The organism is Streptomyces sp. NPDC001513, assembly GCF_042894695.1.
Lineage (GTDB): Bacteria > Actinomycetota > Actinomycetes > Streptomycetales > Streptomycetaceae > Streptomyces.
The window spans coordinates 338998-364001 of the sequence record NZ_JBIAVU010000004.1; the positions used below are offsets into that span (position 1 = coordinate 338998).

The 25004-nt window shown below is 72.6% G+C and carries 27 protein-coding genes; 14 read left to right on the forward strand and 13 right to left on the reverse strand.

Features of this window, described 5'->3' with window-relative positions:
* Positions 1 to 43 precede the first annotated feature (43 nt).
* Positions 44 to 877, forward strand: a complete 834-nt coding sequence (locus ACFYZ4_RS10805; protein ID WP_390783642.1) for a polysaccharide deacetylase family protein — start codon at positions 44 to 46, stop codon at positions 875 to 877.
* Here ACFYZ4_RS10805 and ACFYZ4_RS10810 read toward each other — a convergent pair.
* Positions 816 to 2216: a cation:proton antiporter gene (locus ACFYZ4_RS10810; protein WP_390783643.1), complete on the reverse strand. Its 1401-nt coding sequence runs from the start codon at positions 2214 to 2216 to the stop codon at positions 816 to 818. The genes ACFYZ4_RS10805 and ACFYZ4_RS10810 overlap by 62 nt on opposite strands.
* A gap of 155 nt (positions 2217 to 2371) precedes the next feature.
* Between ACFYZ4_RS10810 and ACFYZ4_RS10815 the strand changes: the two genes are divergently transcribed.
* Positions 2372 to 2725: a VOC family protein gene (locus ACFYZ4_RS10815; RefSeq protein WP_390783644.1), complete on the forward strand. Its 354-nt coding sequence runs from the start codon at positions 2372 to 2374 to the stop codon at positions 2723 to 2725.
* A gap of 137 nt (positions 2726 to 2862) precedes the next feature.
* On the opposite strand, the gene ACFYZ4_RS10820 is transcribed toward ACFYZ4_RS10815, so the two are convergent.
* Positions 2863 to 3027, reverse strand: coding sequence for a hypothetical protein (locus tag ACFYZ4_RS10820; RefSeq protein ID WP_384349389.1), 165 nt, complete (start codon positions 3025 to 3027; stop codon positions 2863 to 2865).
* A 137-nt stretch (positions 3028 to 3164) separates the two neighbouring features.
* Here ACFYZ4_RS10820 and ACFYZ4_RS10825 point away from each other — a divergent pair, with 137 nt between their 5' ends.
* The 7 genes from ACFYZ4_RS10825 to ACFYZ4_RS10855 all read left to right on the forward strand — a co-directional run bounded on the left by ACFYZ4_RS10825 (position 3165) and on the right by ACFYZ4_RS10855 (position 10407).
* Complete coding sequence (locus ACFYZ4_RS10825; RefSeq protein ID WP_390783645.1) at positions 3165 to 4058, forward strand: sigma-70 family RNA polymerase sigma factor; 894 nt, start codon at positions 3165 to 3167, stop codon at positions 4056 to 4058.
* Between the two features lie 109 nt (positions 4059 to 4167).
* Complete coding sequence (locus ACFYZ4_RS10830) at positions 4168 to 4680, forward strand: hypothetical protein (protein ID WP_390783646.1); 513 nt, start codon at positions 4168 to 4170, stop codon at positions 4678 to 4680.
* 59 nt (positions 4681 to 4739) lie between these two features.
* A complete protein-coding gene (locus tag ACFYZ4_RS10835; protein WP_390783647.1) occupies positions 4740 to 5258 on the forward strand; it encodes a proline dehydrogenase in 519 nt (172 codons plus the stop codon).
* A gap of 23 nt (positions 5259 to 5281) precedes the next feature.
* The gene (locus ACFYZ4_RS10840; protein ID WP_390783648.1) at positions 5282 to 5731 is read left to right on the forward strand and encodes a barstar family protein; all 450 of its coding nucleotides are present in this window, start codon (positions 5282 to 5284) and stop codon (positions 5729 to 5731) included.
* 53 nt (positions 5732 to 5784) lie between these two features.
* Positions 5785 to 7236 carry a hypothetical protein gene (locus ACFYZ4_RS10845; protein WP_390783649.1) on the forward strand — a complete coding sequence of 484 codons (1452 nt, stop codon included), beginning with the start codon at positions 5785 to 5787 and terminating at the stop codon, positions 7234 to 7236.
* Positions 7237 to 7545: 309 nt separating this feature from the next.
* Positions 7546 to 9612, forward strand: a complete 2067-nt coding sequence (locus ACFYZ4_RS10850) for an RICIN domain-containing protein (RefSeq protein WP_351304328.1) — start codon at positions 7546 to 7548, stop codon at positions 9610 to 9612.
* Between the two features lie 147 nt (positions 9613 to 9759).
* Positions 9760 to 10407: a hypothetical protein gene (locus ACFYZ4_RS10855; RefSeq protein WP_390783650.1), complete on the forward strand. Its 648-nt coding sequence runs from the start codon at positions 9760 to 9762 to the stop codon at positions 10405 to 10407.
* Between the two features lie 225 nt (positions 10408 to 10632).
* Here ACFYZ4_RS10855 and ACFYZ4_RS10860 read toward each other — a convergent pair whose 3' ends face one another.
* On the reverse strand, positions 10633 to 11532 hold the full coding sequence (locus ACFYZ4_RS10860) for a RimK family alpha-L-glutamate ligase (protein WP_390783651.1): 900 nt from the start codon (positions 11530 to 11532) through the stop codon (positions 10633 to 10635).
* A 292-nt stretch (positions 11533 to 11824) separates the two neighbouring features.
* Between ACFYZ4_RS10860 and ACFYZ4_RS10865 the strand changes: the two genes are divergently transcribed.
* The gene (locus tag ACFYZ4_RS10865) at positions 11825 to 12733 is read left to right on the forward strand and encodes an endonuclease/exonuclease/phosphatase family protein (RefSeq protein WP_390783820.1); all 909 of its coding nucleotides are present in this window, start codon (positions 11825 to 11827) and stop codon (positions 12731 to 12733) included.
* On the opposite strand, the gene ACFYZ4_RS10870 is transcribed toward ACFYZ4_RS10865, so the two are convergent.
* The 4 genes from ACFYZ4_RS10870 to ACFYZ4_RS10885 form a co-directional block, all read right to left on the reverse strand.
* On the reverse strand, positions 12728 to 13702 hold the full coding sequence (locus ACFYZ4_RS10870) for an NAD(P)-dependent alcohol dehydrogenase (RefSeq protein WP_390783652.1): 975 nt from the start codon (positions 13700 to 13702) through the stop codon (positions 12728 to 12730). The genes ACFYZ4_RS10865 and ACFYZ4_RS10870 overlap by 6 nt on opposite strands.
* Entirely contained in the window at positions 13699 to 13947 is a 249-nt protein-coding gene (locus ACFYZ4_RS10875) for a helix-turn-helix transcriptional regulator (protein WP_384351344.1), read from the reverse strand. The genes ACFYZ4_RS10870 and ACFYZ4_RS10875 overlap by 4 nt, the downstream gene beginning before the upstream one ends.
* Positions 13944 to 14372, reverse strand: a complete 429-nt coding sequence (locus ACFYZ4_RS10880; protein WP_351299520.1) for a hypothetical protein — start codon at positions 14370 to 14372, stop codon at positions 13944 to 13946. Before ACFYZ4_RS10880 ends, ACFYZ4_RS10875 begins: the two co-directional genes overlap by 4 nt.
* A 164-nt stretch (positions 14373 to 14536) precedes the next feature.
* Entirely contained in the window at positions 14537 to 15265 is a 729-nt protein-coding gene (locus ACFYZ4_RS10885; RefSeq protein ID WP_390783821.1) for an SOS response-associated peptidase, read from the reverse strand.
* A gap of 139 nt (positions 15266 to 15404) precedes the next feature.
* Between ACFYZ4_RS10885 and ACFYZ4_RS10890 the strand changes: the two genes are divergently transcribed.
* Positions 15405 to 16499 (forward strand): glutamate--cysteine ligase, encoded by a 1095-nt coding sequence (locus ACFYZ4_RS10890; protein ID WP_351299523.1) that lies wholly within the window; start codon positions 15405 to 15407, stop codon positions 16497 to 16499.
* A 340-nt stretch (positions 16500 to 16839) separates the two neighbouring features.
* The gene (locus tag ACFYZ4_RS10895) at positions 16840 to 18045 is read left to right on the forward strand and encodes an aromatic acid exporter family protein (RefSeq protein ID WP_390783653.1); all 1206 of its coding nucleotides are present in this window, start codon (positions 16840 to 16842) and stop codon (positions 18043 to 18045) included.
* Between the two features lie 50 nt (positions 18046 to 18095).
* Here ACFYZ4_RS10895 and ACFYZ4_RS10900 read toward each other — a convergent pair whose 3' ends face one another.
* From ACFYZ4_RS10900 to ACFYZ4_RS10910, 3 genes are all read right to left on the reverse strand, one after another.
* The gene (locus ACFYZ4_RS10900) at positions 18096 to 19067 is read right to left on the reverse strand and encodes an RNA polymerase sigma factor SigF (RefSeq protein WP_390783654.1); all 972 of its coding nucleotides are present in this window, start codon (positions 19065 to 19067) and stop codon (positions 18096 to 18098) included.
* Between the two features lie 469 nt (positions 19068 to 19536).
* Positions 19537 to 19941, reverse strand: a complete 405-nt coding sequence (locus tag ACFYZ4_RS10905) for an ATP-binding protein (RefSeq protein WP_351299531.1) — start codon at positions 19939 to 19941, stop codon at positions 19537 to 19539.
* 249 nt (positions 19942 to 20190) lie between these two features.
* Positions 20191 to 20607, reverse strand: coding sequence for a DUF5133 domain-containing protein (locus tag ACFYZ4_RS10910; protein ID WP_384351329.1), 417 nt, complete (start codon positions 20605 to 20607; stop codon positions 20191 to 20193).
* A 357-nt stretch (positions 20608 to 20964) separates the two neighbouring features.
* On the opposite strand from ACFYZ4_RS10910, the gene ACFYZ4_RS10915 reads away from it, so the two are divergent.
* A complete protein-coding gene (locus ACFYZ4_RS10915) occupies positions 20965 to 21318 on the forward strand; it encodes a PRC-barrel domain-containing protein (RefSeq protein ID WP_351299538.1) in 354 nt (117 codons plus the stop codon).
* 14 nt (positions 21319 to 21332) lie between these two features.
* On the opposite strand, the gene ACFYZ4_RS10920 is transcribed toward ACFYZ4_RS10915, so the two are convergent.
* Entirely contained in the window at positions 21333 to 22172 is an 840-nt protein-coding gene (locus ACFYZ4_RS10920; protein WP_390783655.1) for a class I SAM-dependent methyltransferase, read from the reverse strand.
* Between the two features lie 57 nt (positions 22173 to 22229).
* Between ACFYZ4_RS10920 and ACFYZ4_RS10925 the strand changes: the two genes are divergently transcribed.
* Positions 22230 to 22760 (forward strand): hypothetical protein, encoded by a 531-nt coding sequence (locus tag ACFYZ4_RS10925; RefSeq protein WP_390783656.1) that lies wholly within the window; start codon positions 22230 to 22232, stop codon positions 22758 to 22760.
* 9 nt (positions 22761 to 22769) lie between these two features.
* Here the strand turns inward: ACFYZ4_RS10925 and ACFYZ4_RS10930 are convergent, their stop codons facing one another.
* Both ACFYZ4_RS10930 and ACFYZ4_RS10935 read right to left on the reverse strand, forming a co-directional pair.
* Positions 22770 to 23468, reverse strand: coding sequence for an HAD family hydrolase (locus ACFYZ4_RS10930; RefSeq protein ID WP_390783657.1), 699 nt, complete (start codon positions 23466 to 23468; stop codon positions 22770 to 22772).
* A gap of 41 nt (positions 23469 to 23509) precedes the next feature.
* Positions 23510 to 24913: an Ig-like domain-containing protein gene (locus ACFYZ4_RS10935; protein WP_390783658.1), complete on the reverse strand. Its 1404-nt coding sequence runs from the start codon at positions 24911 to 24913 to the stop codon at positions 23510 to 23512.
* Positions 24914 to 25004 lie beyond the last annotated feature (91 nt).

Consider the following 25004-nt stretch of genomic DNA (forward strand, 5'->3'; position numbering starts at 1 on the left):
AGGCCCCCGCGACGGCGGCGGCGTACCGGAGGGAGTGACGGTGGTGGAGGTAGGACGACGTGCCGCGCTGGCGGCGCTGCTGGCCGCAGGACTCGTACCCCGCTCCGGCGCGGCGGCGGCGCAACCCACCGCGCAGCCCACCGCGCCGCCCACGGACGGTCCGGCTGCGGGCCGTCGGGAAGCCGGCGGCCCGCCCGCCGGTCCGCGCCCGCCCGCCTCGCTCCTCGGCAGTGAGATCCGCCGGCTGCCCACCTCGCGCAAGGTCATCGCGCTCACCTTCAACGCCGCGTGGGACGAGGCCGGGATCGACACCGTGCTCGCCGAACTGCGGCGGCGGAAACTGCCCGCCACCTTCTTCCCGACCGGGCAGTTCGCCGAGGCCCATCCCGCCGCGGTGCGCGCCATGGGCGCCGCGCACGGCCTCGGCAACCACTCGTACAGCCACCCCTACTTCGGTGAGATCAGTACGGCGGAGCGGGCCGAGGAGGTGCGCCGCGCCGACGCGGCGATCCGGACGGCGTCCGGGACCGAGCCGCTGCCGTTCTTCCGTTTCCCCTACAGCTCCACCACCCGGCAGTCCGTCGCCGACGTCAACGAACTGGGCTACGCGGCCATCGAGTTCACCGCGGACACCAACGGCTACCTCGGGCCGGACGGCGGCATGACCGTGGACGAGGCGGTCGAGCGGGCCGTGGACGCCTTCACCCCCGGAGCGATCATCCAGATGCACGTCGGCAGCAACGGCGACGGCGTCGTCCTGGACGCCGAAGCCCTCCCGTTGATCGTCGACGCGGCCGTGGCCGACGGCTACGAGGTCATCGACCTGCGCGCGTTCCTGAGCGTGCCGGCTTCCCCCGCTGCCGCCGAAGCCCCGTAAGGGCCGGCCCGGTAGCCGGCCCGGTAGCCGGCCCCGTCGTCTCCCGGAGCCGGTCGGCCGCCCGCGCCAGCCGGAAGCCCGCGATCTGGCAGGTCACGAGGGAGACGAGGACCAGCACCACGAAGAAGCGGTCGTTGATGAGTTCCGCCTGGCGGGTGACGCCCGCCAGGACGATGCCGATGGTGCCCCGGGCGTTGAGGGCGAACGCGAGGGACGAGGAGAACACCCGGTCCTCCCCCGCCAGGCGCGCCCCCGCCCAGATGCCGGCCATCTTGATGCCGCAGGCGAGCGTCAGGAACCACAGGAAGAACACCGGGTCGAAGGCGCGCACCAGGTCCAGGCGCATGCCGACCAGGACGAAGAACACGGGGATGAAGAAGGCCATCGAGAACTGGCGGATGGCGCCCCAGACCGCCGCTTCCCGTTCGGTCCCGGGAGAGGTGCCGTCCTCGGCCGCCTGATCGCCGCGGGCGGCGCAGATGCCCGCCATCAGCGCGCCGAACACGGCATTGACGCCGAGGCCCAGGCACAGCAGCACCACGGCGCACAGGAAGATCAGCCGGAAGGCCACCGGGCTCTGCCGGGCCACGATGTTGGCGCGGTGGCGGGCCAGCCGGTGGAAGAGCCGGGCTCCCCAGGTCAGGCTCGCGGCGAAGAACAGCAGGCTGACGACGGTGAAGTACGCGGCGGTCGGCGCGGGCGCGGTGGTGCCGATCAGGTCCCACAGGCCGACGGGGTGGCCGGTGCCGGAGCGGGCGAGGCCGAGGACCACGGCGAGGACGACGTAGAGGATGACGTCCTCGATCACGGCGACCATCAGGACGATCCGGCCGAAGGCGGTGTCCATGATCTTCAGATCCATCATGATCCGCGAGATGACCGGGATGGCCGCGACCGCCATCGCGAGCCCCACGACGAGGGCGGTCGTCACCGTGGAGCCCGCCGGCCCCGCGAAGAAGGCGGGGACCAGCGCCGCGATGCCGACGCCCGCCGCGAAGGGCACCACGAGTCCGGCCGCCGCCACGATCGCCCCGGTGCGGCGTTCCCGGCCGCCCGCCCGGATGCGCAGCTCCGCGCCGGCCAGGAACATCAGGAGCAGCTGGCCGAGCTGGTAGATGGCGTCCAGGGCGCTGGTCACCGCCCCGGAGGCGGGGAACAGCGCGGCCCTGGCGGCGGGGGCGAGGAGCCCGAGGAGCGAGGGGCCCAGGAGGATGCCGCCGACGACCTCGCCGATGACGGGGGGCTGGCGCAGGGCTCCGAAGAGGAAGCCGCATCCGTGAGCGGCGGCGCAGATCACGGCGAGGGCCGCCAGCAGCCGGATGGTGTCGATCACTGTCATGCCGGATCACTTCCACTCGTTCCGCGGGGTGGACGTCGTTCCGTTCGGTTTCACGTCGGTGCGAGGGGGCTGTTCGGCCGACGCGCCAACGGGGTTCCGAGGCGGGTCGGTTCGGCGCGGCCACCATGGAATAGCCTCCGTGGCAGGATGGCGGCATGGAACGTGTACTTGGAATCGGCGGATACTTCATGAGGGCCGCCGACCCCGCGGCCCTGAACGCCTGGTACCGCGACTGCCTCGGCCTGGACGCCGACGAGCACGGCCTGTGGCATCCGGGGGCCGGGCCGACGGTGTTCGCGACGTTCGAGTCCGGGACCGACTACTTCGGCTCCCGCTCCCAGCAGTCCATGCTCAACTTCCGGGTCCGTGACCTGAACGCGATGCTCGCGCAGCTGCGCGGCAAGGGCGCGGACGTGGCGGAGGAGACGCAGGACATGGAGGGTGTCGGCCGGTTCGGCTGGGTCACCGATCCCGAGGGCCATCGGATCGAGCTGTGGCAGCCCGCCTGACCGTACGGACGCTGCCGATCCGTTTGCGGAAGCCCAGTAGGTCCAGGCCTGGCAGGCGATGACCACGGGCGCCCCGAAGGCCGCGACCCGGGTGAGGATCCCCAGCGTGTACGGGCCGGCCGCCGCGCCCGCGGCCGTCAGGCGCCGGTCCGGGTCGGCGGACGAGGGCAGGACGTCGGCCGCACGGGCAGCCTGATCTCGACGACGGCGAGCGCCGCGTAGAGGGTGGTGAAAACGGCGAGGGAGAGTGTGACCGAGGCGGTCGACACTCCGGGGGAGACGGCGTCCGCGGTCTTGAGCACGCCTGATTCCCCGGCCCTCCCGGCCGGGGGATCAGGCGCGTCCGGCCGCCACGCCAACGAGTGCGCTGCCGCTGCCCGTTGGATGTGTCGGTTATCGTCCGTCCCAACCGACGGATCGGCACAGGGGGATGCTGCAGGTGAGCGAGAAGGACGTTCTGGCGCGGAGCTTCGAGGAACACCGGCCCCATCTGCGGGCGGTGGCCTACCGGATGCTGGGGTCGCTCAGCGAGGCGGAGGACGCCGTACAGGAGGCCTGGCTCAAGCTGAGCCGTTCCGACGCGGGTGCGGTGGAGAACCTGGGCGGCTGGCTGACCACCGTGGTCGGCCGGGTGTGCCTGGACATGCTGCGCTCGCGGACCACGCGGCGCGAGGATCCGCTGCACGACCAGGACGGGCAGGTCCGCATCCCCGACCCGGTCGTCAGCCGGGCGGACGGCCTCGACCCCGAGCAGGAGGTACTCCTGGCCGACTCGGTCGGCATCGCGCTCATGGTCGTCCTGGAGACGCTCGCCCCCGCCGAGCGCCTGGCCTTCGTCCTGCACGACCTGTTCGCCGTCCCCTTCGACGACATCGCCCCCGTTCTGGGACGGACCGCGGCCACGACCCGGCAGCTCGCCAGCCGGGCCCGGCGCCGCGTCCAGGGCGCGGCGCCCGCCCCGGACCCGGACCGGGCCCGGCTGCGTACGGTCGTCGACGCCTTCCTCGCCGCCTCGCGCGGCGGGGACTTCGAAGCGCTGGTCGCCGTCCTCGACCCGGATGTCGTGGCCCGCTCCGACGGCGGCACGCTGCGCCCCGGCCTGGTCCGCCACGGCGCGGCGGAGGTCGCCTCCCAGGCGATCACCTTCGCCCGGTTCGCGGCTGCGGCCCATCCGGTGCTCGTCAACGGGCTCCCTGGAGTGGTCGCGGTGGCGGACGGCCGGGCGATCTCGGTCATGGCCTTCACCATCCAGGACGGCAGGATCACCGCCCTCGACATCCTCACCGACCCCGAGCGCCTCGCACGCATCTACCTGAGCATCCTGGAGAGCTGAGCCACCGACAGCGGCTACTGGAGACTTCAAAGCCGGGGCCGGGCGTCGGCCGGCCCCGGCACACCGCCCGTCCGCTGCGAGATCCGTCCTCACTGTCATCATGGTGGGCGTGAGTTCCTTCGATGCGATGCCCGACGCCAACCAGGTACGTGGACGTTGGAAGGCCCGCGAGGCGCCCTTCGGAGACTTCATCGTGTTTTCCGACGGCTCCCTGTCCGTGATGAGCCTCATGCGGTTCTCGCCGCCGGACCGGCAGGATGACGCCCGGGCCGAGGACTGGCAGTGGAGGGAGATCCTGAGAGCCACCGCGTGGACCCCCGGCGACTGGATGAGCATCGACGGTACACACGCCTCGTGTACCCACCTCGGAAACCGTGCCCTGAGCGGCGAGGGAGTGGACCACGGGAGTATCGGCTGGGTCGCCCTGATCCGGGACGACGACGAAGGCACCTTGGAGTGGCTGGCGGTCTCCTGCTCCTCCAACCCGTTCAGCAGCGTCACCTTGGACGCAACCTCGGTCACCGCCACCAGCACCGCGGGCCGCATCTGGACCTTCCCCCGAGACGCTCCGCACCAGGTGGAGATCACCGTGGATCCCTCCTACCCCTGGCCACGCCGTTGACGGGCCCACTGGCGGAGCCTCTGATCCGGATGAGCAACCAGAGCGGGCAGACTGGGCCCATGGACTCAGGACTTGCCGCACTGTTGGGCGCCGCCGTCGGCTCCGCCACCACCATCGCGGCCGCGATCGTCAACGGCCGTGCCCAGGCCCGGTCCCAGCACGCCCAGTGGAGCCGCCAGCATCGCCGGGACGCTTACGCCCGCTACCTCAGCGCTCTCCACGACCGCGACATAGCCATGGACGCCGTCCTTGCCGCGCTGCGTTCGGACCAACCGGACCTGCCCGACATCGACGAGAAGACGGGCCACTTCATCACCCTGGCCCGCGAGGTCCATCGCGCCGTCGAGGTCGTCATCCTCGAAGGGCCGGCATCCGTCGCGGAAGTCGCGGAGCGCGTCACCGCCGCCTCCGGAGATCTCTCCCACGCCATGCGGCGGATGGTCGAGAACGCGCACGCGGGAGACACGACCCGCAAGGCCGAAGACATCGCCCTTGCCGCCGAACGAGAGCGAACCCTCTACCAAGCGGTCAAGGACTTCCGCCTCGCGGCGCGAAGCGTCATCGGCGAAGCCACCTGACCGGGAGCAGGGAGGTGCACACCGTGACCTGGGTACACGTCGTTCCGGAACAAGGCTCCCTGCCCGTCGAGCTGCTGCTGACCGGCAGGACGTACGTGGCGCGGCTCGACGGCCGGCAGATGTGCGACACCGACGCCGTCTTCCGGCAGTTCTACGACGGGCTGAGGCTGCCCGACCACTTCGGGTGGAACTGGGACGCCCTCTACGACTGTCTGCGCGATCTGGAATGGCTGCCCGCCGACCAGTACGTGGTGATCGTCGAGGCCGCGGACGAGGTACTGGCCGGGGACGCCGCCGGACGGCGGCGGCTTTTCGCGACCCTGCTGCGGGCGGGGCGGCGCTGGTCCTCCGTCAAGCGGCCCGAGGGCACGGACACGAGCAGGCTCCTGGTCGTCCTGTCCTGCGATCCGGCATCCGTTCCGGACGTACGGGAACAGGTGCGTGCGTGCGGGGAAGAGACCGTCTCGCCGTAGGAAGAGCCTTGTCCCGCACAGCCGATGTCAGTGGGCGCTCCTAGCGTGGGGGCATGATCTGGACCGCCACTCGGGACACCCTCCCGCCCGTTCCGCCTGCCCGGCGGCTCGACGCCTCGCCCTCGGGGCTCGTCGGAGCCGTCGAGCTGACGGCAGCTCATCTCGACTCCCGCGTCCACACCGTGGCGGAGTTCGAACGGGTCCTCGACGGACTCGTGCGGCAGGCGCACCGCGACCGCCACGCACTCGCCGCGGCCCTGTCCACGAGGCTGGGGCACCGTTACCCCGAGGAGGAGACCGAGGCGGACCGGCTCACCGCGGTGGACGTGGTGGTGGCCGCGCTGCTGTGGCGGGTGGCGGGGTACAGCCTGGGGCCCGCGTACATACGCCGGCAGCGCGGGCACGAGGAGTGCGCGCAGGGCGGGCTGGAACTGGTCGTCGCGGCGCGGGTGCGCGAGATCGGGTACGCGCTGCGGTCCGGCGCCCCGCAGCCGTTCCTGCTGGCCACACCCACGTGGGAGACGGGCGCGATGGAGGCGGACGAGCTCGTCGAACGACTCGCGGAGTACCGGCGGTTGGGCGCCCGCCCCGGAGCCGCGGACTTCGGGCAGGCCCTGTTGCGCGTACGGCGGGACGATCCGGCGGTTCCGGCGGCCGCCGCGGCCGCGGAGCGGCTCGGGACCGCCGAGGGCGATCGGCTCGCCGCCTGGCTCGGCGCCGACGGTGAACCGGGCACGGGGCGGCGCCGGGTCGTCATGCCCGATCCCGAGGCGCACCGGGCCTGGTCGCGGGTCGGCGCGGCCGTGCCGCAGGTCGCCTTCGCACATGGTGAACGGCCCGTGCTGCGGCGGGAGTTCCCCGAGGCGTTCCAGTGGCTCGGTCGCCCCCACGAGGGCTTCACCCGGTGTTATCACTGGCATGGCGGGCATGCCGTACGGGCGGCGGTGCTGCCCGAGGACCGGGACGTCCAGGCCCGGTGGTTGCTACCGGGTGTGACGCTGGCCGCGACGGCCGGCGATGAGGGCGACGCCTGGATGCTGCCGCACCTCGCCCTGCTGGGCGGACCCGCGGGGCCCGGGCTGCACTCCGCCATCGCGGCGGGGCTGGGCGGACGGCACCCGGCGAGCCGCCGCCCGGCGGTGGAGGCCCTGCTGGTGCTGGCGGGCCGGGGTGAGCTGGACGCTCCGCTGCTGGGCCGCGAGCTGGCCTCGATGGTGACTCTGGGCACGGTCAAGCCCAACCGGCTGGCGGACGCGGCCCGCTCGGCCGCGGCGGCGGGCGCGTACGCCACGGTGTGGGCCGTGCTCGCCGAGGTGCTGCCGGCCCTCCTGCCGTCGACACGGGGTGCGGGCGAGGTGCTGGCCGTCGCCGCCGCGTGCGTGGAGCGCTGCGGGGCCACGGGCCCGGCGCCGGTGGAGGTGGTGGCGGCCGCGGCCCGCACCGGGTCCTCACGGATCGTCACCGAAGCCCGCCGCCTCACCTCCGCGCTCACCGGCCGACGCTGACACGCCCTCACGGGTCGTGACGGAGGGAATTCGGCTGGTAGCAATTAGGTGAATTACTGACTGAATTCCCGTCAATAAGCCTCCGCTTCATATCTCGATTTGATAACAACCCTCTCCAAATGGCCTGGACCATTGCGGCGCAACGCGCGTAACTCCCTTTGTTTTACTGGAAACTGAGTGTTCGTCAAATCCGGCCGACAGGTAACGGAATGATTTCTCGAGGCGCACACCCGTTTGTCCGAATTCTCCGCGGCATTCGTCTGGCAGGCTTCCGCGCACCCAGTCTTCCGACAACGATTTGAGGTGCCCATGACAGGACGACGCAGACGTCGTGCCGCCACCGACCACCGCCGCAAACCGCGGAGGTTGATACTCGTCACCGCCGCCACGGCAACGGCGGCGGTGATAGCCGCAGGCATCGCCTACTCCGGACTCGGCGACGGCGCCCAGGCGGTGGCACCCGTGCAGGCCGCAGAGGCCGCCGCACCGGCCGCCGCGCCCGCCCGGGACCAGGAGCCCGACCCGATCGCCGCCGCGCCCGCGAACGAGAACGAGCGCGGCATGGTCTACGACGGCCTCCAGGCCGCGCCGAAGGGCGACCGCTGCGTCGGTGTCTACCGCACCGACACCGGCCTGTGCACCCACGGCCCCGACGCCCCGCCCAAGGGCGTCGACATCACGAAGGACATCGCCCCGGCCGTCAAGGAGAGCGCTCCGGCGGCCGATCCCTCGCGCCCCGCCGCCGAGGACCCGGCTTCCAAGGAAGGGGGCGGGCGTCCTCAGGACGCGCCCGCCGCCGACGCCGCGGCGACCAAGGCGAAGGCGCCCGAACCGGCCGCCGCCGGTGGCAGCCAGGCCGTCGCCGCGGGCCCCGCGGGCCAGACCGTCCAGTGCGACGGCGACGGCAGCACCGGCAACCGCGTGCAGGTCGTGTACGTCCACGCCCCCGGCAAGGACCGCTACTCCGAGTACGTCGCCTCGTTCCGCAAGTGGGCGGCCGACGCCGACCTCATCTACTCGGCGAGCGCCCAGGAGACCGGCGGCGTACGCCACATCCGCTACGTCACGGCCGCGGACTGCACCCCCACCGTGCTCAACATCGAGCTCCCGGCCTCGGCCATGGCCGAGTTCAGCGCGACCAACAACGCGCTCGCCGGCAAGGGCCTCGACCGCCGCGACCGCAAGTACATGATCTTCGCGGACAGCCAGGTCTACTGCGGCATCGGCACCTTCGCGGGCGACGAGCGGCCCGGCCAGGCCAACCAGAGCAACTTCGGCCCGTCCTACGGCCGTACGGACTCCGGCTGCTGGGGCGGCCACACCGCCGCACACGAGCTCGGGCACAACCTGGGCGCGGTCAACAACAGCGCCCCGAACACCAGCCGTGGCGCCCACTGCACCGACGAGTACGACGTCATGTGCTACTCGGACACCCCGTACTACCCGCAGATGCGCAACATCTGCACCAACCAGGCGGCCGAGAACATCCTGGACTGCAACCACGACGACTACTTCCACACCAGCCCCAAGGCCGGAAGCTACCTGGCCACGCACTGGAACATCGCCGACAACCAGTTCCTGATGCGCACGAAGGGCGGTGGCGGTACCGACCCGGGTCCGAACCCGAACCCGACGCCGACCCCGACGAAGAAGCCGACGCCCACGCCGACGAAGAAGCCCGGCGGCGGCCCGGCCGCGACCGCGGCCCAGATCCAGTCGAACTCCGTCGTGGTGAGCTGGCCCAAGGTCGAGGGTGTCTCCTGGTACCAGGTCCTCCTGAACGGCAAGCACCTGACCTGGGTCCAGTCGCAGGCACTGCGCATCTACAACCTCCAGCCCAACACCTCGTACTCGGTCACCGTCTCGGTCCGCGACAGCTCCGGCCGTGACAGCGGACCCGGCAAGGCCGCGTCCTTCAAGACGCCGGGAACGGGCGGCGGGGCGACCACCCCGGGCAGCAAGTACACGCTCGGCAACGGCAGCACGGGCATGGCCGCAGAGGTGTGGGGCGGCCGCACCGCCGACGGCACGGTGCTCGTCGGCGGCCGCGCCAACGGGTACGCCCAGCAGCAGTGGTTCTTCGACGACGCCGGCAACGGCCAGGTCCGCATGCGGTCCGCGGTCTCCGGCAAGTGCCTGCAGCCGGGCAGCACGCCCGCCGCGGGCATGTGGGTCGCGCAGCAGCCCTGCGACAAGGGCAACGGCGCGCAGGCCTGGAAGCTGACCTCCCGCGGTGGCACGGTCACCGTCACCGACCCGAGCGGCGGCTTCGCCCTCACCGTCAGCAACCGCCCCTACTACGGGAACTGGCTGCTCGACCTCCAGCGTGCGGACGGCCGCGCGGCTCAGGCCTGGACCCTCCAGAAGGCCGGCTGAGCACTGCCGCGACACGACGCCACGGCTTCGCGGGCCCTCGCGGCCCCGACGCCGTGACGCCCTGACGCCGTGAAACCGCCCCCGGCGGACGGCCGCCCCGCGCGGCCGTCCGCCGGTCCCCCTCATCTCGACCGGAGCACCCCGACGATGCGCATACGAATCGCTTTCTCGGCCGTCCTGACCGCACTCGGCCTCATGTTGCTGACCCCTGTTGCGGCCCACGCCCACGGAGACACCGTGAAGGTGGTGGTGACCGGGCAGCGGGCGGGCCACGTCACCGCCGACATCACCTGGGAGAACGACGGGGACGCCGTCGACGAGGCGGTCGCCGCCACCGTGAACGCGGTCAGCATCGACGGCTCCCGCACCCAGGGCCCCTGGCGCCTGGTGCGCGATACCGCCGCGGCGCCCGCCGGCTGGACCACGGCCGAGACCCTGCCGCCGGGTTCCTGGAAGGTCAGCGTCGACGTGGGGTTCCCGGCCCTCGGACACGGCGACCTCGAAGTCGCCGTACCCGTGGTGGACCCGGCACCGGCCTCCGGTGCGCCGACCGCCTCCGCCGCGGCTCCGGGCACGCCGACCGCCGCGCAGCCGTCGGCCGGTTCCCCGTCGGCCTCCGCCCCGGCCGCGTCCGCGGCGCAGGTGCCGGCCGCCGACTCCGACGCCGACTCCGGGTCCGAGGGGGACGCCGTCTGGTGGACGACGGCGGGGGTGGCGGCGACCGCCCTGGCCGGGGCAGCCGTAGGCCTCTACCTGCGCCGCCGCCGGCAAACGCGCCTCGGACGGCTGGGCTAGCAGGACCGTCGGCCGGAGCGGCTCGGAGACGGGCTAGGTCGTCTCTTTTGGATCTTGCTCCCCCAGCTACCGCTGGGAGGTACCCCCAGTTAAGCCCGCGTCGTCTGGCGCCGTGCATCGCAAGGCGGAGGGGCGCCCGAGTACTGGACGTACTTGGGCGCCCCGACAACGCGGCGAGGTGCGGTGCCAGACGACGCGGGCCAGGCAAGATCCGAAAGAGACGACCTAAGCCGTGGCGTGCCGGACTTCGGCCGCCACGGCTTCGACGAAACGTTCCAGCCCTTGCGGGTCGAGCCGGAGGAACAGATTCGGCTCGATGAGTTCCAGCTCCATGACCACCGGTCGCCCGGACTCGTCCAGGGCCAGGTCCACTCGGGCGAACAGCAGGTCGCCCGGCGGCGGCACCGCGGCCAGCGCCTGCCGCGCCGTACTGATCTCCGCCTCGGAGGGCTCGTACGGTGCGGCCCCCGGGTGCGGCACCCGGAAGTTGTCCGTCACCCCCGCCTCGGTGAGCACCGGCTGCTTGCGGATGGCGTGGCTGAAGGTGCCGGAGAAGAAGACCAGGGCGCGTTCCCCCTCCTCCACGCGGCGCAGGTAGGGCTGGACCATGGCGGTACGGCCCTGGTCCAGCAGCATCCGGGCATGGCCCATGGCATCCGCCTGCCGGCCGGGTTCGTAGCGTGCGGTGTCGCGGGCTCCCGCGGAGACCGCGGGCTTGACCACCACTCCGTGAGGTGCGTCGAAGTCCTCCTCGCCGTAGGGCCCGCCCGGTTCGACGAAGCGGGTCGGCACGACGGGGACTCCGCGCTCGGCGAGCTCCCGGAGATAGCGCTTGTCGCTGTTCCAGCGCACCAGCGGCGCCGGGTTCCACAGCCGGGTGACCCGGGCCGTCGCGTCGGCCCAGGCCAGGAACTCCTGGAGCCGTCCTACGTAGTCCCAGGTCGAGCGGATGACGGCCAGGTCGAAGCCCTCCCATTCCTTCGGGTCCGCGTCCCAGGCCACGGCCTCCGCGGACAGGCCCGCGGCGCGCAGGGCCGTCAGGACCAGAGTGAGGTCCGGGTCCTCGTCGGCACCGGTCTCGCTGGTCACGATCGCGATCCTCGCGGCACTCATGGCAGCACTCATGCGGCTCTCCCCTCGTCACGTCCCGGCGATCACTCTTCCACGCACGCTCCGTCGGCGGGAGGGAACCCGGCCGGTGGCCGGTGCGTCGTACCGGGCAACGTCGTGCTCATGGCTGCGGGACGGGAATCGGGTCCGAAGGCGAAGGGGCGGGGCGGCGTTGGCGGAGCAGGTCGACAGCGGTGTGCGCGGCGGCGGCCGGTGGCGCCGGGCGGGCGCCGCCCGGTGGCGCGATGGTGATCGGCGGCGCTGGGGCGGGGACGCGCGGGGCCGCTCGGCCTGGTCGCGGGGGCGCGTGACGGCCTCGCTCGCCGTCCTGACCGCCGGGCTGCTGGCCTTCCACGGGGCCGTGCCCAACGGCGTCGGCCGCCTCGGCAGTCTGCTGGAGGCCTTCCTGCCCTGGCTGGGCCTGGCGGTTCCGGTCCTCCTCGTACCGGCCCTGGTGCGCCGCTCGGCCACCGCCCTGCTGGCCCTGCTGCTGCCCGCCGCCGCTTGGGCGGTGCTCTTCGGCGGCCTGCTGCTCCCCTCCGACGGCGGCCCGCACGACATCACGGCGGTCCAGCACAACGTCAGCGACGAGAACCCCGATCCCGCGGGCACCGCGGCCGCACTGCTGCGGGCCGCGCCGGACCTGGTCGCCCTGGAGGAGCTGACGCCCGCCGCCCTGCCGGCCTACGAGGCGGCCCTGGCGGCGGAGTTCCCCCACCACGCCGTCGAGGGCACGGTCGGCCTCTGGTCGAGGCATCCCCTGACGGAGGTCACGCGCCTGGACATCAAGCCGGCCGGGATCGGGGAGGGCTGGAGCCGCGGCCTGCGGGCCGGCGTGCGTACGCCGCGGGGTGAGATCGCCGTGTACGTCGCCCACCTGCCCTCGGTGCGCATCCGGCCGAGCGGTTTCAGCTCCGGCCCGCGGGACGAGAGCGCGCGCCTGCTGGGCGCGGCCGTCGCGGCCGAGCGGCTGGACACGGTGATCCTGCTGGGTGACCTCAACGGCACGGTGGACGACCGCGGTCTCGCCCCGCTCACCTCGCGGCTGCGGGCGCCCCGGCGGGGCCTTGCCTTCAGCTGGCCCGCGGCCCTGCCGGTGTCCCGGATCGACCAGATCCTGACCCGTTCAGCGACGGTGGCCGAGGTCCGGACGCTGCCCGCCACCGGCAGCGACCACCTGCCCGTCGCCGCCCGCATCACGCTCGGCGGGTCATAGCCGGATCACGATCTTCCCGCGGACGTGGCCCTCCCTCAGATAGCGGATCGCATCGGGTACTTCGGCCAGCGGGTAGCTCCGGTCGACGACGGGGGTCACCGACCCGGCCTCGATGAGCTCGTTGAGCACCTGGAGGTCGGTGTGGTGTTGCTCCATGGCGGCGACGGTGCGCAGGCGGTGGCCGACGAAGGGGGACATCAGGAGCGCCCCGACCTGCCGCTGGTTCCCGCCGAGCCACCGGCCGCCGCCTTCTCCGCCGACGATGGCGAGGGTCCCGCGCGGGGTGAGGGCGCGGCGGAGCCGGGAGATGGGCCGGTTCCCGGCGATGTCGAGGATGAGGTCGTAGCGCCGGCTGCCGTCGACGGGGTCGTGTTCGGCGTAGTCGACGACCTCGTCGGCGCCGATGGACCGGACCAGGTCCGCCTTGGCCCCGCTGCAGACTCCGGTGACGTGGGCGCCGAAGGCCTTGGCCAGCTGCACGGCGTACGTGCCGACCCCGCCCGACGCGCCGAGGACGAGGACGGACTGCCCGGCCTTCACCCGTCCGACGTCGCGCACGGCCTTGAGTGCGGTGCACGCGGAGACCGGTACGGCGGCGGCCTGTTCGAAGCCGATGTCGCGCGGTTTCGGCGCGAGCGCGTCCTCCTTGGCGCAGGCGTACTCGGCGAACGACCCGTCGCAGCTGCCGTACACCTCGTCGCCCGGCCGGAAGCGGGTGACGTCCGCGCCGACCGCCTCCACCCGCCCCGCGAGGTCCATGCCGCGGATGCGGACCTTGGGTGCCCGGAGGCCGAAGCCCATGGCGCGCACCGCGTACGGCTTGCCCTCCATCAGGTGCCAGACGCCCTGGTCGACGCCGGCCGCGTGGACCCGTATGAGGACCTCGCCGCGGCCGGGCACCGGCCGGTCCGTCTCTTCGAGCCGCAGGACCGAGGACGGTCCGTATGTGTCCTGGACGATGGCCTTCATGAGTCGTCTTCCTCTGCTTCGGTCTCGGTAGGGGTCACGGCGTACTGGAACACCGCGTCGAGCGGTACGGCGAACACGCGGGCGATCTCGAAGGCCTTCTCCAGGGAGGGCGAGTAGCGGCCCTGCTCGATGGCGATGACGGTCTGCCGGGTCACGCCGATGCGGCGGGCGAGCTCGGCCTGCGTCATCTCGCCGTTGGCGAAGCGGAGGGCGCGGATGGTGTTGGTGACCTTCGTCGGCCTCACCACGTCTGGAAGCCGATGCGGTAGGCGGCGATCTTCGCCATGGATCCGAGGAGCGCCGACAGGACGAACGCCAGGTAGATGGCGTTGGCGATCCAGAACTGGTCCGCCTCGGTCATGGCCAGGACGAGTCCGGCCACACCGCCGATCGCGACGAAGGACTGTCCGATGTGCTCACCGAAGCGGTGGATCTCCCGGTCGCGCTGGTCCTTGGTGTTGTCCCCTTCGGGCGCGAGCAGCGCCACGGTGATGTGCAGGGCGATCGACGCGACGATCGCGGCGCCCACGCTCCAGAGCAGTGCGGCGACGTACGGCACCTGGGCGAGCGGGGTGTCCCCGGCCCGCCCGAGGACCACGGCCAGATACGCCCCGTAGGACACGACCGTCACCACGATCATGATCCACGCGCGTTTCTCCTCGACTGCCACAACCACTCCCCATGTAAAGAAAACCCGACACCTGAAGTGTCAAGCAAGCACAACACGATGTCAAGAATTCTGTACACGCTCGGGTGGCCGGACCCTCGGCGGCTTCTCGGTACGGTGGCGCGGCCCTCGCTGCGACCCGCACTGCGGCCGGTTCTACGCCGGCACTACGGCGCGTCGAGGAGTTCGGGGCCGTTGTTGCGGACGTTGTTGACGGCGGTCGACACCGCGCGGACGTCCAGCCGGCCGCCCGCCGGAGCGGCGAGGAGGGCGCGCAGCTCGTCCGCGTCCTGGTGGGACGGGTCGAGCCAGGCCTCGTAGTCGGCCGGGGCGAGGGCGAGCGGCATGCGCGGGTGCACGCGGCCGGCCGCGTCGGTGGCCTCGGTGGTGAGGATGGTGCAGGTCGCCCACCACGCCGCGGCATCGTCGTCGGCGGCGACGGCGGGGTCGCGCCAGAACTCGTACAGCCCGGCCATCGCCATCACCTCGCCGCCCTCGGGGCGGATGAAGTACGGCTGCTTGTACGCCTTGGCGGTGCCGGAGGCCGGGACGGGATCCCACTCGTAGAACCCGTCCGCCGGGAGCAGGCAGCGGCGCTTGGCGAAGGCGCGCCGGTAGGCCGGCTTCTCGTGCACCGTCTCCACGCGCGCGTTGATCATCTTCGCGCCGCCCGTCGCGCTCTTGGACCACGACGGCACCAGCCCCCACCGCAGGGGGCGCAGCCGGCGCTCCAGCAGCCCGGTCTCGCGGTCGGCGCGCTCCAGCACCGCCCACACCGCGTCGGTGGGGGCGACGTTCCAGCTCGGCTCCAGCAGGTGCCCCGGGTCCGGGGGCGCGGTCCCGAAGAGGCCGGAGAGGTCCTCGGGGCTGCGGGTGGAGGCGTAACGGCCGCACATGTCGTCCACCCTGCCACCTGAGCCGGCTTCCCGGCGGGTACGCGCCCCAGGTGACGGCCGGTTTGCGGAACGGCCGTGGCGGGCAGACGGACGCACACATCGCTCGCACACATCGGACGACGGCAGGGTACGCACACAGATGATCACTGTCGGGGTCGAGGAAGAGTATCTGCTGGTGGATCCGGAGACGGGTCTGCCGGTGCCCCACGGCGCCGCGGTACGGGTCGCCGCCGGCCTCGATCCGGTCTCCGCGGGGGACCAGGTGCAGGCCGAGCTCCTCCAGGCCCAGGTCGAGGTCGCCACGCCCGTCTGCACCGACCTGGGGGAGGTCGGCGGCCACCTGCTGCGGCTGCGGCACGCCGTCGGCTCCGCCGCCGAGGCGAGCGGCTGCAAGGCGGCGCTGACCGGAACCGCGCCGGTCAAGGGCATCGCGCCGGTGCCCGTCACCCCCGTCAGCCGCTACCAGGCGATGCGCAGCCATGCCGCTCGCCTCGTCGACGAACAGCTGATCACGGGCATGCACGTGCACGTCGGAATCCCGGACCGGGCGCTGGGCGTCGACGTGCTGAACCGGATCCGCGTCTGGCTCCCCACGGTGCTGGCGATGTCGGCGAACTCCCCGCTGTGGGAGGGGCACGACACCGGGTTCGCGAGCTGGCGCACCGTGGTCTTCGGACGCTGGCCGGTGAGCGGCCCCACCCCCCTGTTCCGTGACGACGCGGACTACGACCTGCGTGCGGCCGAACTGGTGGAATCCGGCGTCATCGCGGACATCGGCCAGCTGTACTGGCAGGCGAGGCTGTCGGAGAAGTATCCGACCGTCGAGATCAGGTGCGCCGACGTGCAACTGCGGGCCGACGACGCGGTGATGTTCGCGGGCATCGTACGGGCGCTGGTCGCCACCGCCCTCCGTGACGCCGCCCGCGGGGTGCCCGCGCCCCCCTGCGCGCAGGAGATGCTGCAGGCCGCGACCTGGCAGGCCGCCCGGCACGGCGTGTCGGGACCTCTGGTCGGACCGGACGGCGCCCGGCTGGAGGCCCGTGCGGCCGTGGCCCTGCTCGTGCGGCACATCCTGCCCGCGCTGGAGGAGGCCGGGGACGTCCGCGAGGTGACCTCCCTCGTCCACCGGCTGCTCCGGGAGGGCACCGCGGCCGAACGGCAGCGCAAGGCGCTGCGCGACGGCGGCCTGCCGGCACTGATCGACCTGATCACCACACAGAGCACCGCTCCCTGAAGGGCGCGTCCGGCCGGGCCGGAAAGCCTGCCGGGAGCTGCCGCGCGCGCTCTCGTCGTGCGCCATCGGGTGCGGGCCCCGAGGATGGAACAGTCCCCCACCCCGCTGAAGGGAGTCTTCCTGTGCTGGAACGCGAGCGTCCTGACGAAGAGGCCGAGGTCCGCCGCCACCCCCGGGGCCCCGGTGCCGAGCCCCGGGACCGGGCGGTGTCCTCGTGGCCGCTGGCCGCGGGCGACTACTGGTTCGGCGGCGAGAGCGGGGACGGCCGCGGCGGCCCGTGCGCCGCAAGAGGCGCGTCGACACCCCGTTGATCTTCCCGTCGGCGGGGAAGGGGCGGAACATGCCACAAGCCACCGCCCCCCTGCGCGCCCTCGTCCGCCGTCACCGGGAGCCCGCGGTCGTGCAGACCGTGCGCTCGACCGCGGCCGCCGTCATCTCGTACGTCGTCGCGCTCCGGCTCAGTGACGAACCCGCGCCCCTGACGGCTCCGCTCACCGCGCTGCTCGTCGTCCAGGTCACCCTCTACTCCACGCTCACCACCGGTATCCGGCGGGTCAACTCGGTCGTGGCCGGGGTGCTGCTCGCGATCGGCTTCAGCGCGCTCGTGGGCCTGACCTGGTGGAGCCTCGGGCTGATCATCCTGGTCTCGCTCGCCATCGGGCCGCTGGTGAAGGCCGGGGAGTTCGTACCCGAGGTCGCGATCAGCGCGATGCTGGTGCTGGGCGTGACCAGCGTGACGGACACCGCCTGGGACCGGGTGCTGGAGACGCTGATCGGCGCGGTGGTCGGTCTGCTGTTCAACTTCCTGTTCGTACCTCCCGTGTGGATCGGGCCGGCGAGCGAGGCCATCACGGACCTCGCCCGGCGGATGCGTGCCCTCCTCGGTCACATCGGCGACCAGCTCGCCGAGCACACGCCCGTCGAGAAGGCCGCCGCCCACCTCCACGAGGCCCGTCGGCTCGACAACGACATCGCGCTCGTCGACGCGTCGCTACGGCAGGCGGAGGACAGCCTGCGGCTGAACCCGCGGGTGCGCGAGGGACTCCTGTTCCGCCTGGTGCTCCGCACCGGGCTGGACACCCTGGAGATCTGCGCGGTGGTACTGCGGGTCTCCTGCCGGACCCTGACGGACCTCGCGAAGGCACAGTCGACGGGTCCGCTCTTCCCACCGCCCATCGCCGAGGCGCTGCGCGAGCTGTACGGGCACCTGGCCGTCGCCGTGGAGAGCTTCGCGGAGCTGATCACCGCGCAGGTCAGCGCCAACGCCGAACAGGCCGAGGAGAAGCTCGCGCACGAACTGTCGACGGCCCGCGTCAGCCGGGACCGCCTCGCCGTGCTGCTCCAGACGGAGGCGGGCGTCCATCCGGGGGCCTGGCAGCTGTACGGGGCGCTGCTCGCCGAAGCGGACCGGGTGCTCGACGAACTGGGCGTGGACAAGCGCTCGGAGCGGCTCATCGAGGAACTGGACCGGCACTCCCGCATGCGGCGCGAGCGCTACCCCCGGCTGCACCGCCTGACCAGGCGGGTCTTCTCCCGCCCGGCCTGAACCCGGCCCGGGTCCCGGGTCCCCGGGCCCCGGTTGCCCGTGCCCTGTCGTCAGCGGTACGCCGCGGTTTCCCGGCGTACCGCCCGTGCTCCGCCCTCGCCGGGGTCCGGCGACGGCTCCGCCGCCGGCTCGTCGGCCGGCGGGGCACCGGCCGGCGGCTCATCGGTCAGGAGTCCGCTGCGCAGGTTCCGCAGGGTGCGGTTGAGCAGGCGCGACACGTGCATCTGCGAGATGCCGAGGTGCTCTCCGATCTCGGACTGGGTCAGCTCCTGCCCGAAGCGCAGGGAGAGGATCTCCCGGTCCCGCTCGGGCAGCCGATCGATCAGCGGTTTGAGGGCCGCCAGGTCCTCGATCCGCTCGTATGCCGGTTCCTCCCGGCCGAGTGCGCGCTGGGCCGTGCCGGGGTCGGCGTCCTCCTGCACGGTCATGTCGAGGGAGCGGGAGGAGTAGGCCTGTGCGGCCTGCCGGCCCTCCGCCAGCTCGGCGTCGCCGATCCCCAGGTGCGCGGCCAGTTCGGCGTCGGTGGGGAGCCGGCCCAAGGTCTGCTCCAGCTCGTCCGAGGCCCTGGCCAGGCCCTGGCGGAGCTCCTGGAGGCGACGGGGCACCTTCACGGCCCAGCTGGTGTCACGGAAGAAGCGCTTGATCTCGCCGGTGATGGTGGGGAGGGCGAACGAGGTGAACTCCACGCCGCGCGTCACGTCGTACCGGTTGATGGCCTTGATCAGGCCCACGGTGCCAACCTGGACGATGTCCTCCATGGGTTCGCTGCGGCCGCGGAAGCGGCGGGCCGCGAACTTGACCAGGCTGAGATTGAGTTCGATGAGGGTGTTGCGGACGTACGAGTACTCCGCGGTTCCCTCCGCCAGGGTGCCCAGCCGCCGGAAGAGGACCGCGGAGAGGGCCCGGGCGTCGGCCGTGCTGGCCTTCCGGGGCTCGGCCAGCGGATCGGCCGGGTCACGGCGCGCCGTGTACGACGGGTACGCGTAGGAGGAGTACGGGGTACTGGACGTGTTCGGAGTCATGAGAGGGGGCCTCCGCCTCCGACGGGGAAGCCGGACCATACAGTCGGCTTCACACCGATTTATACCCTTTGCGTGGCGGTCGACTCGCCACCGGCCCGGTTTTCGCCGTCCGCATACCCCACGGCCGTATCCGCCGACGGCGGCCGGTCGGCACCCCGGGCAGCAGCCGTGCAGGACCAGGGCCTCGGGTGGGAGGGGTCTCCGAGGCGGTCTCCAACGCCTGCCTGCACGCATGAACGGGCGGCACGCGCGTGGCCGTCGAGCCGCGGCGCGACTCGTGGTGGACCGCCGAGGTGCGCTGGCCTTCGGCCAGCTGGTGGGGCCGCGGTGACCCCGGCGGTGGTCCCCCGCCGGGTGGTTTGAGGCCGTACGAGCCGGGCAGACATCGGCTGCCGCCCCGTGGTCACGAACCCGGGGCGGACCAGTTTCGCCGCGAACGCCGGCCCAGCCGCGCCGGCGCCTCCGTCGGTCATGCCAGGGCGAGCGTGACCTCGATGGTCTTGCCGCCGCCGGGGAGGAGGGCCACGGAGACCCTCCGTGCCAGGATGTGGACCAGCTCCCATCCGAAGCCGCCCTCCGACAGGGCGCCGTGGTCCGCGGCGGTGCGGGGAGCCTCACTGCTGGCGTCGCTGACCGTGATCGTGAGGGTGCGGCCGTCCGTCTCGGCGGTGAAGCCGGTGAGTCCGCCCCCGTGCCGGAAGGCGTTGGTGACCAGTTCCGACGTGACGAGCAGGGCGTCGGCGATGACGGCGTCGCCCGGCCCGGACCCGTCGGGCGCCGGGGCGAGCAGTCCGGCCACGAGCACGCGCGCCTCGCACGCGTCCACCGTCTGTGCGGGCCTGGTCTGCCGGAGCAAGGGGTCGCCGGTGGTCACGCCGCACACCTTCCTCTCCTGGATCGGTTCCGGTCGCTGCCTCTCGGCCGCCTACAGGGCGTCTGCCCCGTGTCCGGCCCGGCACACACGCCCTGGTTCCGGTCTGGCTACCGGTGCCGGCCCACGGCCCTCATGGACGGCAGGCTCGCGGCGCCGAAGGGCGAACCGGGCGCATTTCCGCTCCGGCAGCCTTCATCCGGTGCAGTGGCCCCCGAACCCGCGCGCCGAGTGGTCGGGACGGACCCGGCGCTACGCGGACAGGTCGAGGCGGTCCTGGGCCGCCATGACGGCGTCGTACGCGCGGAGTCGGCCCATCAGCACGCACAGGGTGTACGCCACGTCGTCCATCTCGCGGCGCGCGTCCTCGCTGCCGGGTTCCGCGGCCAGGGTGGCCTGACAGGCCCGGAACCGGGCGAGGAGCTTCTCGGTCAGGGCGCGGTTGGCGAGCATGGCCACCGGTGGGGCCGGCGCGGGCGCGGGGCGGACCGGGCTGCGGGCCGCTTCCACCGCGTGGCGCAGGGCCCGCTCGACGTGGGCCGGAAGCGCCGTGCCGTGCGGTGCGGCGATGACGGCCCCGGCCAGCTCCGCGACCGTGACGTGGGCGGCCTTGGCCGCCGACGCGAGCACGACGCGGGCGTCCCGGGCGGAGCACGGCGTCAGCGCCATGATCATCCCGACCGCCCGCGCCACGTCAGGGTCGGCCGCCAGAGGGCCACCGCCGGACGCTCTCCCCGTAGCGACATCGGAGGGATTTCCGGCTGAGGAACGACGAATACGAGGAACCATGCGGAATCATCCCTTCAACCGAAGGCAAACGGGGGCCGTAACGGGGTCATGAAGGGTTTACCCGCGCTTACTCCGCGTGCACCTGCCGCAGGCAAAGCTTCAGCCGAGGCGCATCCTGGAAGGGGCGGCCGGATGCCTGCGTCCCGCGCATGGGCCGGCCGGATCCGGGGAGGCGCCCGGGAGGCGGTGGCACGTACCCGCCCGGGGACGGTCACCTCGTACGGAGAGGGATGAGCCATGACCGAGAAAAAGATCTGGGGCTACGACCCGGCCTCCGGACACGAGCCGGGCCTCGACCTCGTCGGGTTCAAGGTCGAGGCCACCGACGGCAGCATCGGGAAGGTCGACAAGCACTCCGATGCCGTCGACGCCGCCCACCTCGTCGTCGACACGGGCATCTGGATCTTCGGCAAGCACGTACTCCTCCCGGCCGGCACGATCGAGCGCATCGACACGGCCGAGAGGAAGATCTACATCAACCGGACCAAAGACCAGATCAAGGCCGCCCCGGACCTCGACGAGATCAAGTACCGGGGCGAGGCGGCCTACTTCGAGGAGTTCGCCCGGCACTACAGCCAGTCCCACAGTTGAGGACCCCGGGAAGACTAGGCGTGCGGCAGCGGTGACACGGCGTGCAGTGAGTACAGGACGGGGAGGTGGGAGTCCCCGAACGGGAGCCGGTACAGGCCGTCCCGGCCCGGGGACAGGAAGCCGCGCGGGTCGAACTCGGCGGCGACGTGTTCGCCCAGGTGCTTCACCGTGAGGCCCGCGGACGCGGCCGCGGTGACGATCTCCCCGATCGAGTACGGGTACTGGACGCTGTCCTGCGCCGGCAGGCTCAGGTCGGGTTCGGCGTAGGTGCCGGTCACCGTCTCGTGCTGGGGCTCGCCGCCGCCGTAGGGCCAGTCGACGACCAGCGGATCGAGGGCGGCGACCGACTGGAACGCCGGATGCAGATCGACCAGGACCAGGCTGCCCCCGGGTCGCAGCGCCATCGCCGCCCCGCGCATCCAGCCGTCGAGGTCGGCGATCCAGCAGAGGACCCCGTACGTGGCGACGACCAGGTCGAAGCGCGCCGCCAGGGTGGCGGGCAGCCGCTGGGTGTCGGCTTCGACGAAGGTGGCGTCGAGACCGGTCCTGTCGGCCAGCAGCCGGGCCCGATCGATCGCCGTCGGTGCGAAGTCGACCCCGGTGACCCGGGCTCCTCGGCGGGCCCAGCTCAGCGTGTCCATCCCGAAGTGGCATTGCAGGTGCAGCAGGTCCTTGCCGGCCACGTCACCGGCCAGCTCCCGTTCGACGGCGTAGAGGGTCTCGCGGCCCGCGACGAACGACTCGACGTCGTAGAACCGGTCGGTGGGCGTCGAACCGTGGATCCGGGCACGCTCGTTCCACAGCGCACGGTTCAGGGCGAGTCCGCCATCGGTGTCGGGCCTGGTTTCGGGCATGGCCCCGAGAATGGCACACCGGGCGGGCGTTCCGCCTGCCGGTTTAGGCTGACGGCCATGGAAGGGCGAGGGCGAAGCTACCGGTACGTCGGGCCGGCCGAACTGCGGGCGCTGGTACGGCCGGGGAACGAGGGGCGGAGGATCCGCACGGCGGCGGACTTCGACGACTGGGCGTCGGCGTCGGCCCGGACGCCGGCGGAACCGGCCGAGCCCTTCACCTTCGTCGTCGACACCTCCGGTGTCCTGCGGCTGGCGCCGCGCCGCAGTGAGCACGTGGTGTGCGCCGGCGGTGGACCGGTCCTGAGCGCCGGTGAGATCGGTTTCCGCCCGGAGTCCGGTCGCTGGGCGGTCCGCGAGGTCAGCAACCAGTCGACGGGCTACTGCCCGGACCCCGGCTCGTGGCCGGCCGTCGCGGACGCGCTGGACGCGGCCGGGATAGCGCACCCGCGCGGGTTCACCCACGAGGTGGTGTTCCGCAGGTGCCCTGCCTGCCGCGAGCTGAACATCGTGCGGGAGGAGGACTTCGTCTGCGTGTTCTGCGACGGGGCGCTGCCGCGGGAGTGGAACGTGGACGACGCCGCGGCCTGACCGGTCCCGCTACCGCGCTTCGAGCAGGCCGAGGACCGGCTCCAGTGCGGCGGGGCGCTGGTCGACCGGCAGGTGGTCCACGAAGTGGACCGGGCAGCCGAGCGCCCGCGCGCCGCCGTCCGCGTGACGGTCGTCGCCGACCATCAGTACGTCGGCGGGCGCCGGCCCGAGCAGACCGCAGGCGACCCGGAAGATCTCCGGGTCGGGCTTCTGTACGCCGAGCTCGAAGGAGAGCACGTAGGTGTCGACCAGCTCGTCCAGCCCGTGCGCGCGGAAGACCGGCCGGAGGTCCCAGCCGATGTTGCTGACCACGGCCACCGGCAGCCCCCGTCGCCGCAGTTCACGCAGCGTCGGTTCGGTGTCCGGGTAGGGCCGCCAGGCGGCGGGGCTCATGTGGCGGTCGTAGAGGGCCGCCAGCAGCTCCGGCGCCGGCAGACCGGCCGCCCGGGCCAGCCCACCGTAGGCGGCCCGGTGCTGTTCGGCGCTCATGTCCCGCTCGTGCCAGAGGGTTTCGAGGTGTGCGGGCACCTGCCGGGGCGAAGGACCGCCCGGCAGGGCGCCGTACTCCGTCAGCCGCCGCACCGTCTCGTCGAACTCCCCCTCGGCCAGGGACACGCCCGTCGCCGCGAGGGCGGCGGCGAGCCACTCCCCCGTCGACTCGATGCGCAGCAGCGTGCCGGAGAAGTCGAACATCACTCCTTTGATCATGTGGTGATCGTAGGGCAGGCCGGGCGCCCGGTGGCGGGGCGTCAGGTGGTCGGGTGCAGCCGGGACGGGGAGAGCGGCGAACCGTGCGGGTCTCCCCCCGCGTCCGCGAGGGCGCTGCCCGCGAGCCAGGTCCGCCAGTCCATGTTCCAGTCTCCGAAGCCGTTGTCGAAGGGGGCCATCTTCGCCCCGCCGCTGTTGACCACCTCCACGATGTCGCCTTCGCGGACCGTCTCGAAGAACCAGGCGGCGTCCTCGGTGCTCATGCCCGTGCAGCCGTGGCTGACGTTCTCCTCGCCCTGCGCCTCGACCGACCAGGGCGCGGCGTGGATGTACTCGCCGCTCCAGGTCACGCGCGTCGCGTAGAGGACGGGCAGGTCGTAGAACTCCTTGGTGCCGCGCTGGATGCCGACGGTGTCCCCGCGCATCCGGACCTTGGGCTCCTTGCGCAGGACGACCTTGATTCCGCTGCGGGTCCGGAAGCCCGCCTTGCCGGTGGTCACGGGGATCGTCCTGATGATCCGTCCGTTGCGGCGTACGGTCATCCGGTGGGTGGCGGAGTCGGTGACGGCCTCGATCCGGTCCGCGATGGTGAACTGCAGGTCGTCGGAGGGACCTCCGTAGTCGTGGTCCCCCACCTGGACCCCGTCGAGACCGCTGCGCACGCGGACCACGGTGTGCGCGGGCCAGTACGTACGCGGCCGGTAGTGCAGGGTCGAGTCGTCGACCCAGTGCCAGGCCCCCTCCACGTGGGGCTCCGAGGTCACCTGCAGGGCCTGCTCCAGGCGGGCGCGGGCCGCGAGGTCGTCGGCGGGGACCGGCCGGCTGAGCGTGGCGGTCACGATCTCCCCGGCCCCGTACGTGCCGGGGCCGGGCCCGAACTCGGCCGTCAGCCTGCCCCCGTCCGCTGCCGGCGCCGTCCGGAAGGCCATGGTCACGCCGACCGGGATGCCGCCCGTGTCCTGGGCGCCGACCCGCACGGTGTACGTCTCCCCCGCCCTCAGCGGCTCGGTGTTCAGCCAGCGCTCGCTGTGCGGGCCGAGCTCACCGGCCAGCCGGCGGCCGTGTCCGTCCTGCACGGTCACGTCCGTGAGGCGGCCGGAGTCGGCGAGGGTGATCTCGAGCGGCCCGCCGGCGTCCGTGGGAAGCACCTGCTCCCGGGCGGCGCGCGCCGCGCTGCCCTCGTACAGGGCGGGCTCCTTCAGTACGGCTCCCACCCCGCGGGCGGTGGCGAGCACCCGCTGCTCCTGCCAGCCGCTGCACAGTCCGGGCCGGAACATGCGTACCGCGCACCGCCCTCCGCCGGCCTCGTGGCCCTCCTCCAGCACCCTCCCGACCAGCAGCGTGACCGCTGCTTCCCGCGGCGGACCGGCGAGGGTCCGCTCCGTCGTGTCCGCATCGGGCGCCCGGCCCGGTGCTGCGGCGACGACCAGCATGGCCCCCGTCACCGCAGCAACGGCACCCCACACCCTGGTCGGTTGTGTCCGTCGCATTCGTGGCATAGCCGTATCAAACCGATGGAGGGCCAAAATGATGATC

Bases quoted from the DNA above. Each gene is read 5' to 3' on its own strand.
- ACFYZ4_RS10810 (WP_390783643.1), bottom strand. From the start codon at position 2,216: ATGACAGTGATCGACACCATCCGGCTGCTGGCGGCCCTCGCCGTGATC.
- ACFYZ4_RS10815 (WP_390783644.1), top strand. From the start codon at position 2,372: ATGGAACGTGTACTTGGAATCGGCGGATACTTCATGAGGGCCGCCGAC.
- ACFYZ4_RS10835 (WP_390783647.1), top strand. From the start codon at position 4,740: ATGGACTCAGGACTTGCCGCACTGTTGGGCGCCGCCGTCGGCTCCGCC.
- ACFYZ4_RS10845 (WP_390783649.1), top strand. From the start codon at position 5,785: ATGATCTGGACCGCCACTCGGGACACCCTCCCGCCCGTTCCGCCTGCC.
- ACFYZ4_RS10850 (WP_351304328.1), top strand. From the start codon at position 7,546: ATGACAGGACGACGCAGACGTCGTGCCGCCACCGACCACCGCCGCAAA.
- ACFYZ4_RS10855 (WP_390783650.1), top strand. From the start codon at position 9,760: ATGCGCATACGAATCGCTTTCTCGGCCGTCCTGACCGCACTCGGCCTC.
- ACFYZ4_RS10860 (WP_390783651.1), bottom strand. From the start codon at position 11,532: ATGAGTGCTGCCATGAGTGCCGCGAGGATCGCGATCGTGACCAGCGAG.
- ACFYZ4_RS10870 (WP_390783652.1), bottom strand. From the start codon at position 13,702: ATGAAGGCCATCGTCCAGGACACATACGGACCGTCCTCGGTCCTGCGG.
- ACFYZ4_RS10885 (WP_390783821.1), bottom strand. From the start codon at position 15,265: ATGTGCGGCCGTTACGCCTCCACCCGCAGCCCCGAGGACCTCTCCGGC.
- ACFYZ4_RS10890 (WP_351299523.1), top strand. From the start codon at position 15,405: ATGATCACTGTCGGGGTCGAGGAAGAGTATCTGCTGGTGGATCCGGAG.
- ACFYZ4_RS10895 (WP_390783653.1), top strand. From the start codon at position 16,840: ATGCCACAAGCCACCGCCCCCCTGCGCGCCCTCGTCCGCCGTCACCGG.
- ACFYZ4_RS10900 (WP_390783654.1), bottom strand. From the start codon at position 19,067: ATGACTCCGAACACGTCCAGTACCCCGTACTCCTCCTACGCGTACCCG.
- ACFYZ4_RS10910 (WP_384351329.1), bottom strand. From the start codon at position 20,607: ATGGCGCTGACGCCGTGCTCCGCCCGGGACGCCCGCGTCGTGCTCGCG.
- ACFYZ4_RS10915 (WP_351299538.1), top strand. From the start codon at position 20,965: ATGACCGAGAAAAAGATCTGGGGCTACGACCCGGCCTCCGGACACGAG.
- ACFYZ4_RS10920 (WP_390783655.1), bottom strand. From the start codon at position 22,172: ATGCCCGAAACCAGGCCCGACACCGATGGCGGACTCGCCCTGAACCGT.
- ACFYZ4_RS10925 (WP_390783656.1), top strand. From the start codon at position 22,230: ATGGAAGGGCGAGGGCGAAGCTACCGGTACGTCGGGCCGGCCGAACTG.
- ACFYZ4_RS10930 (WP_390783657.1), bottom strand. From the start codon at position 23,468: ATGATCAAAGGAGTGATGTTCGACTTCTCCGGCACGCTGCTGCGCATC.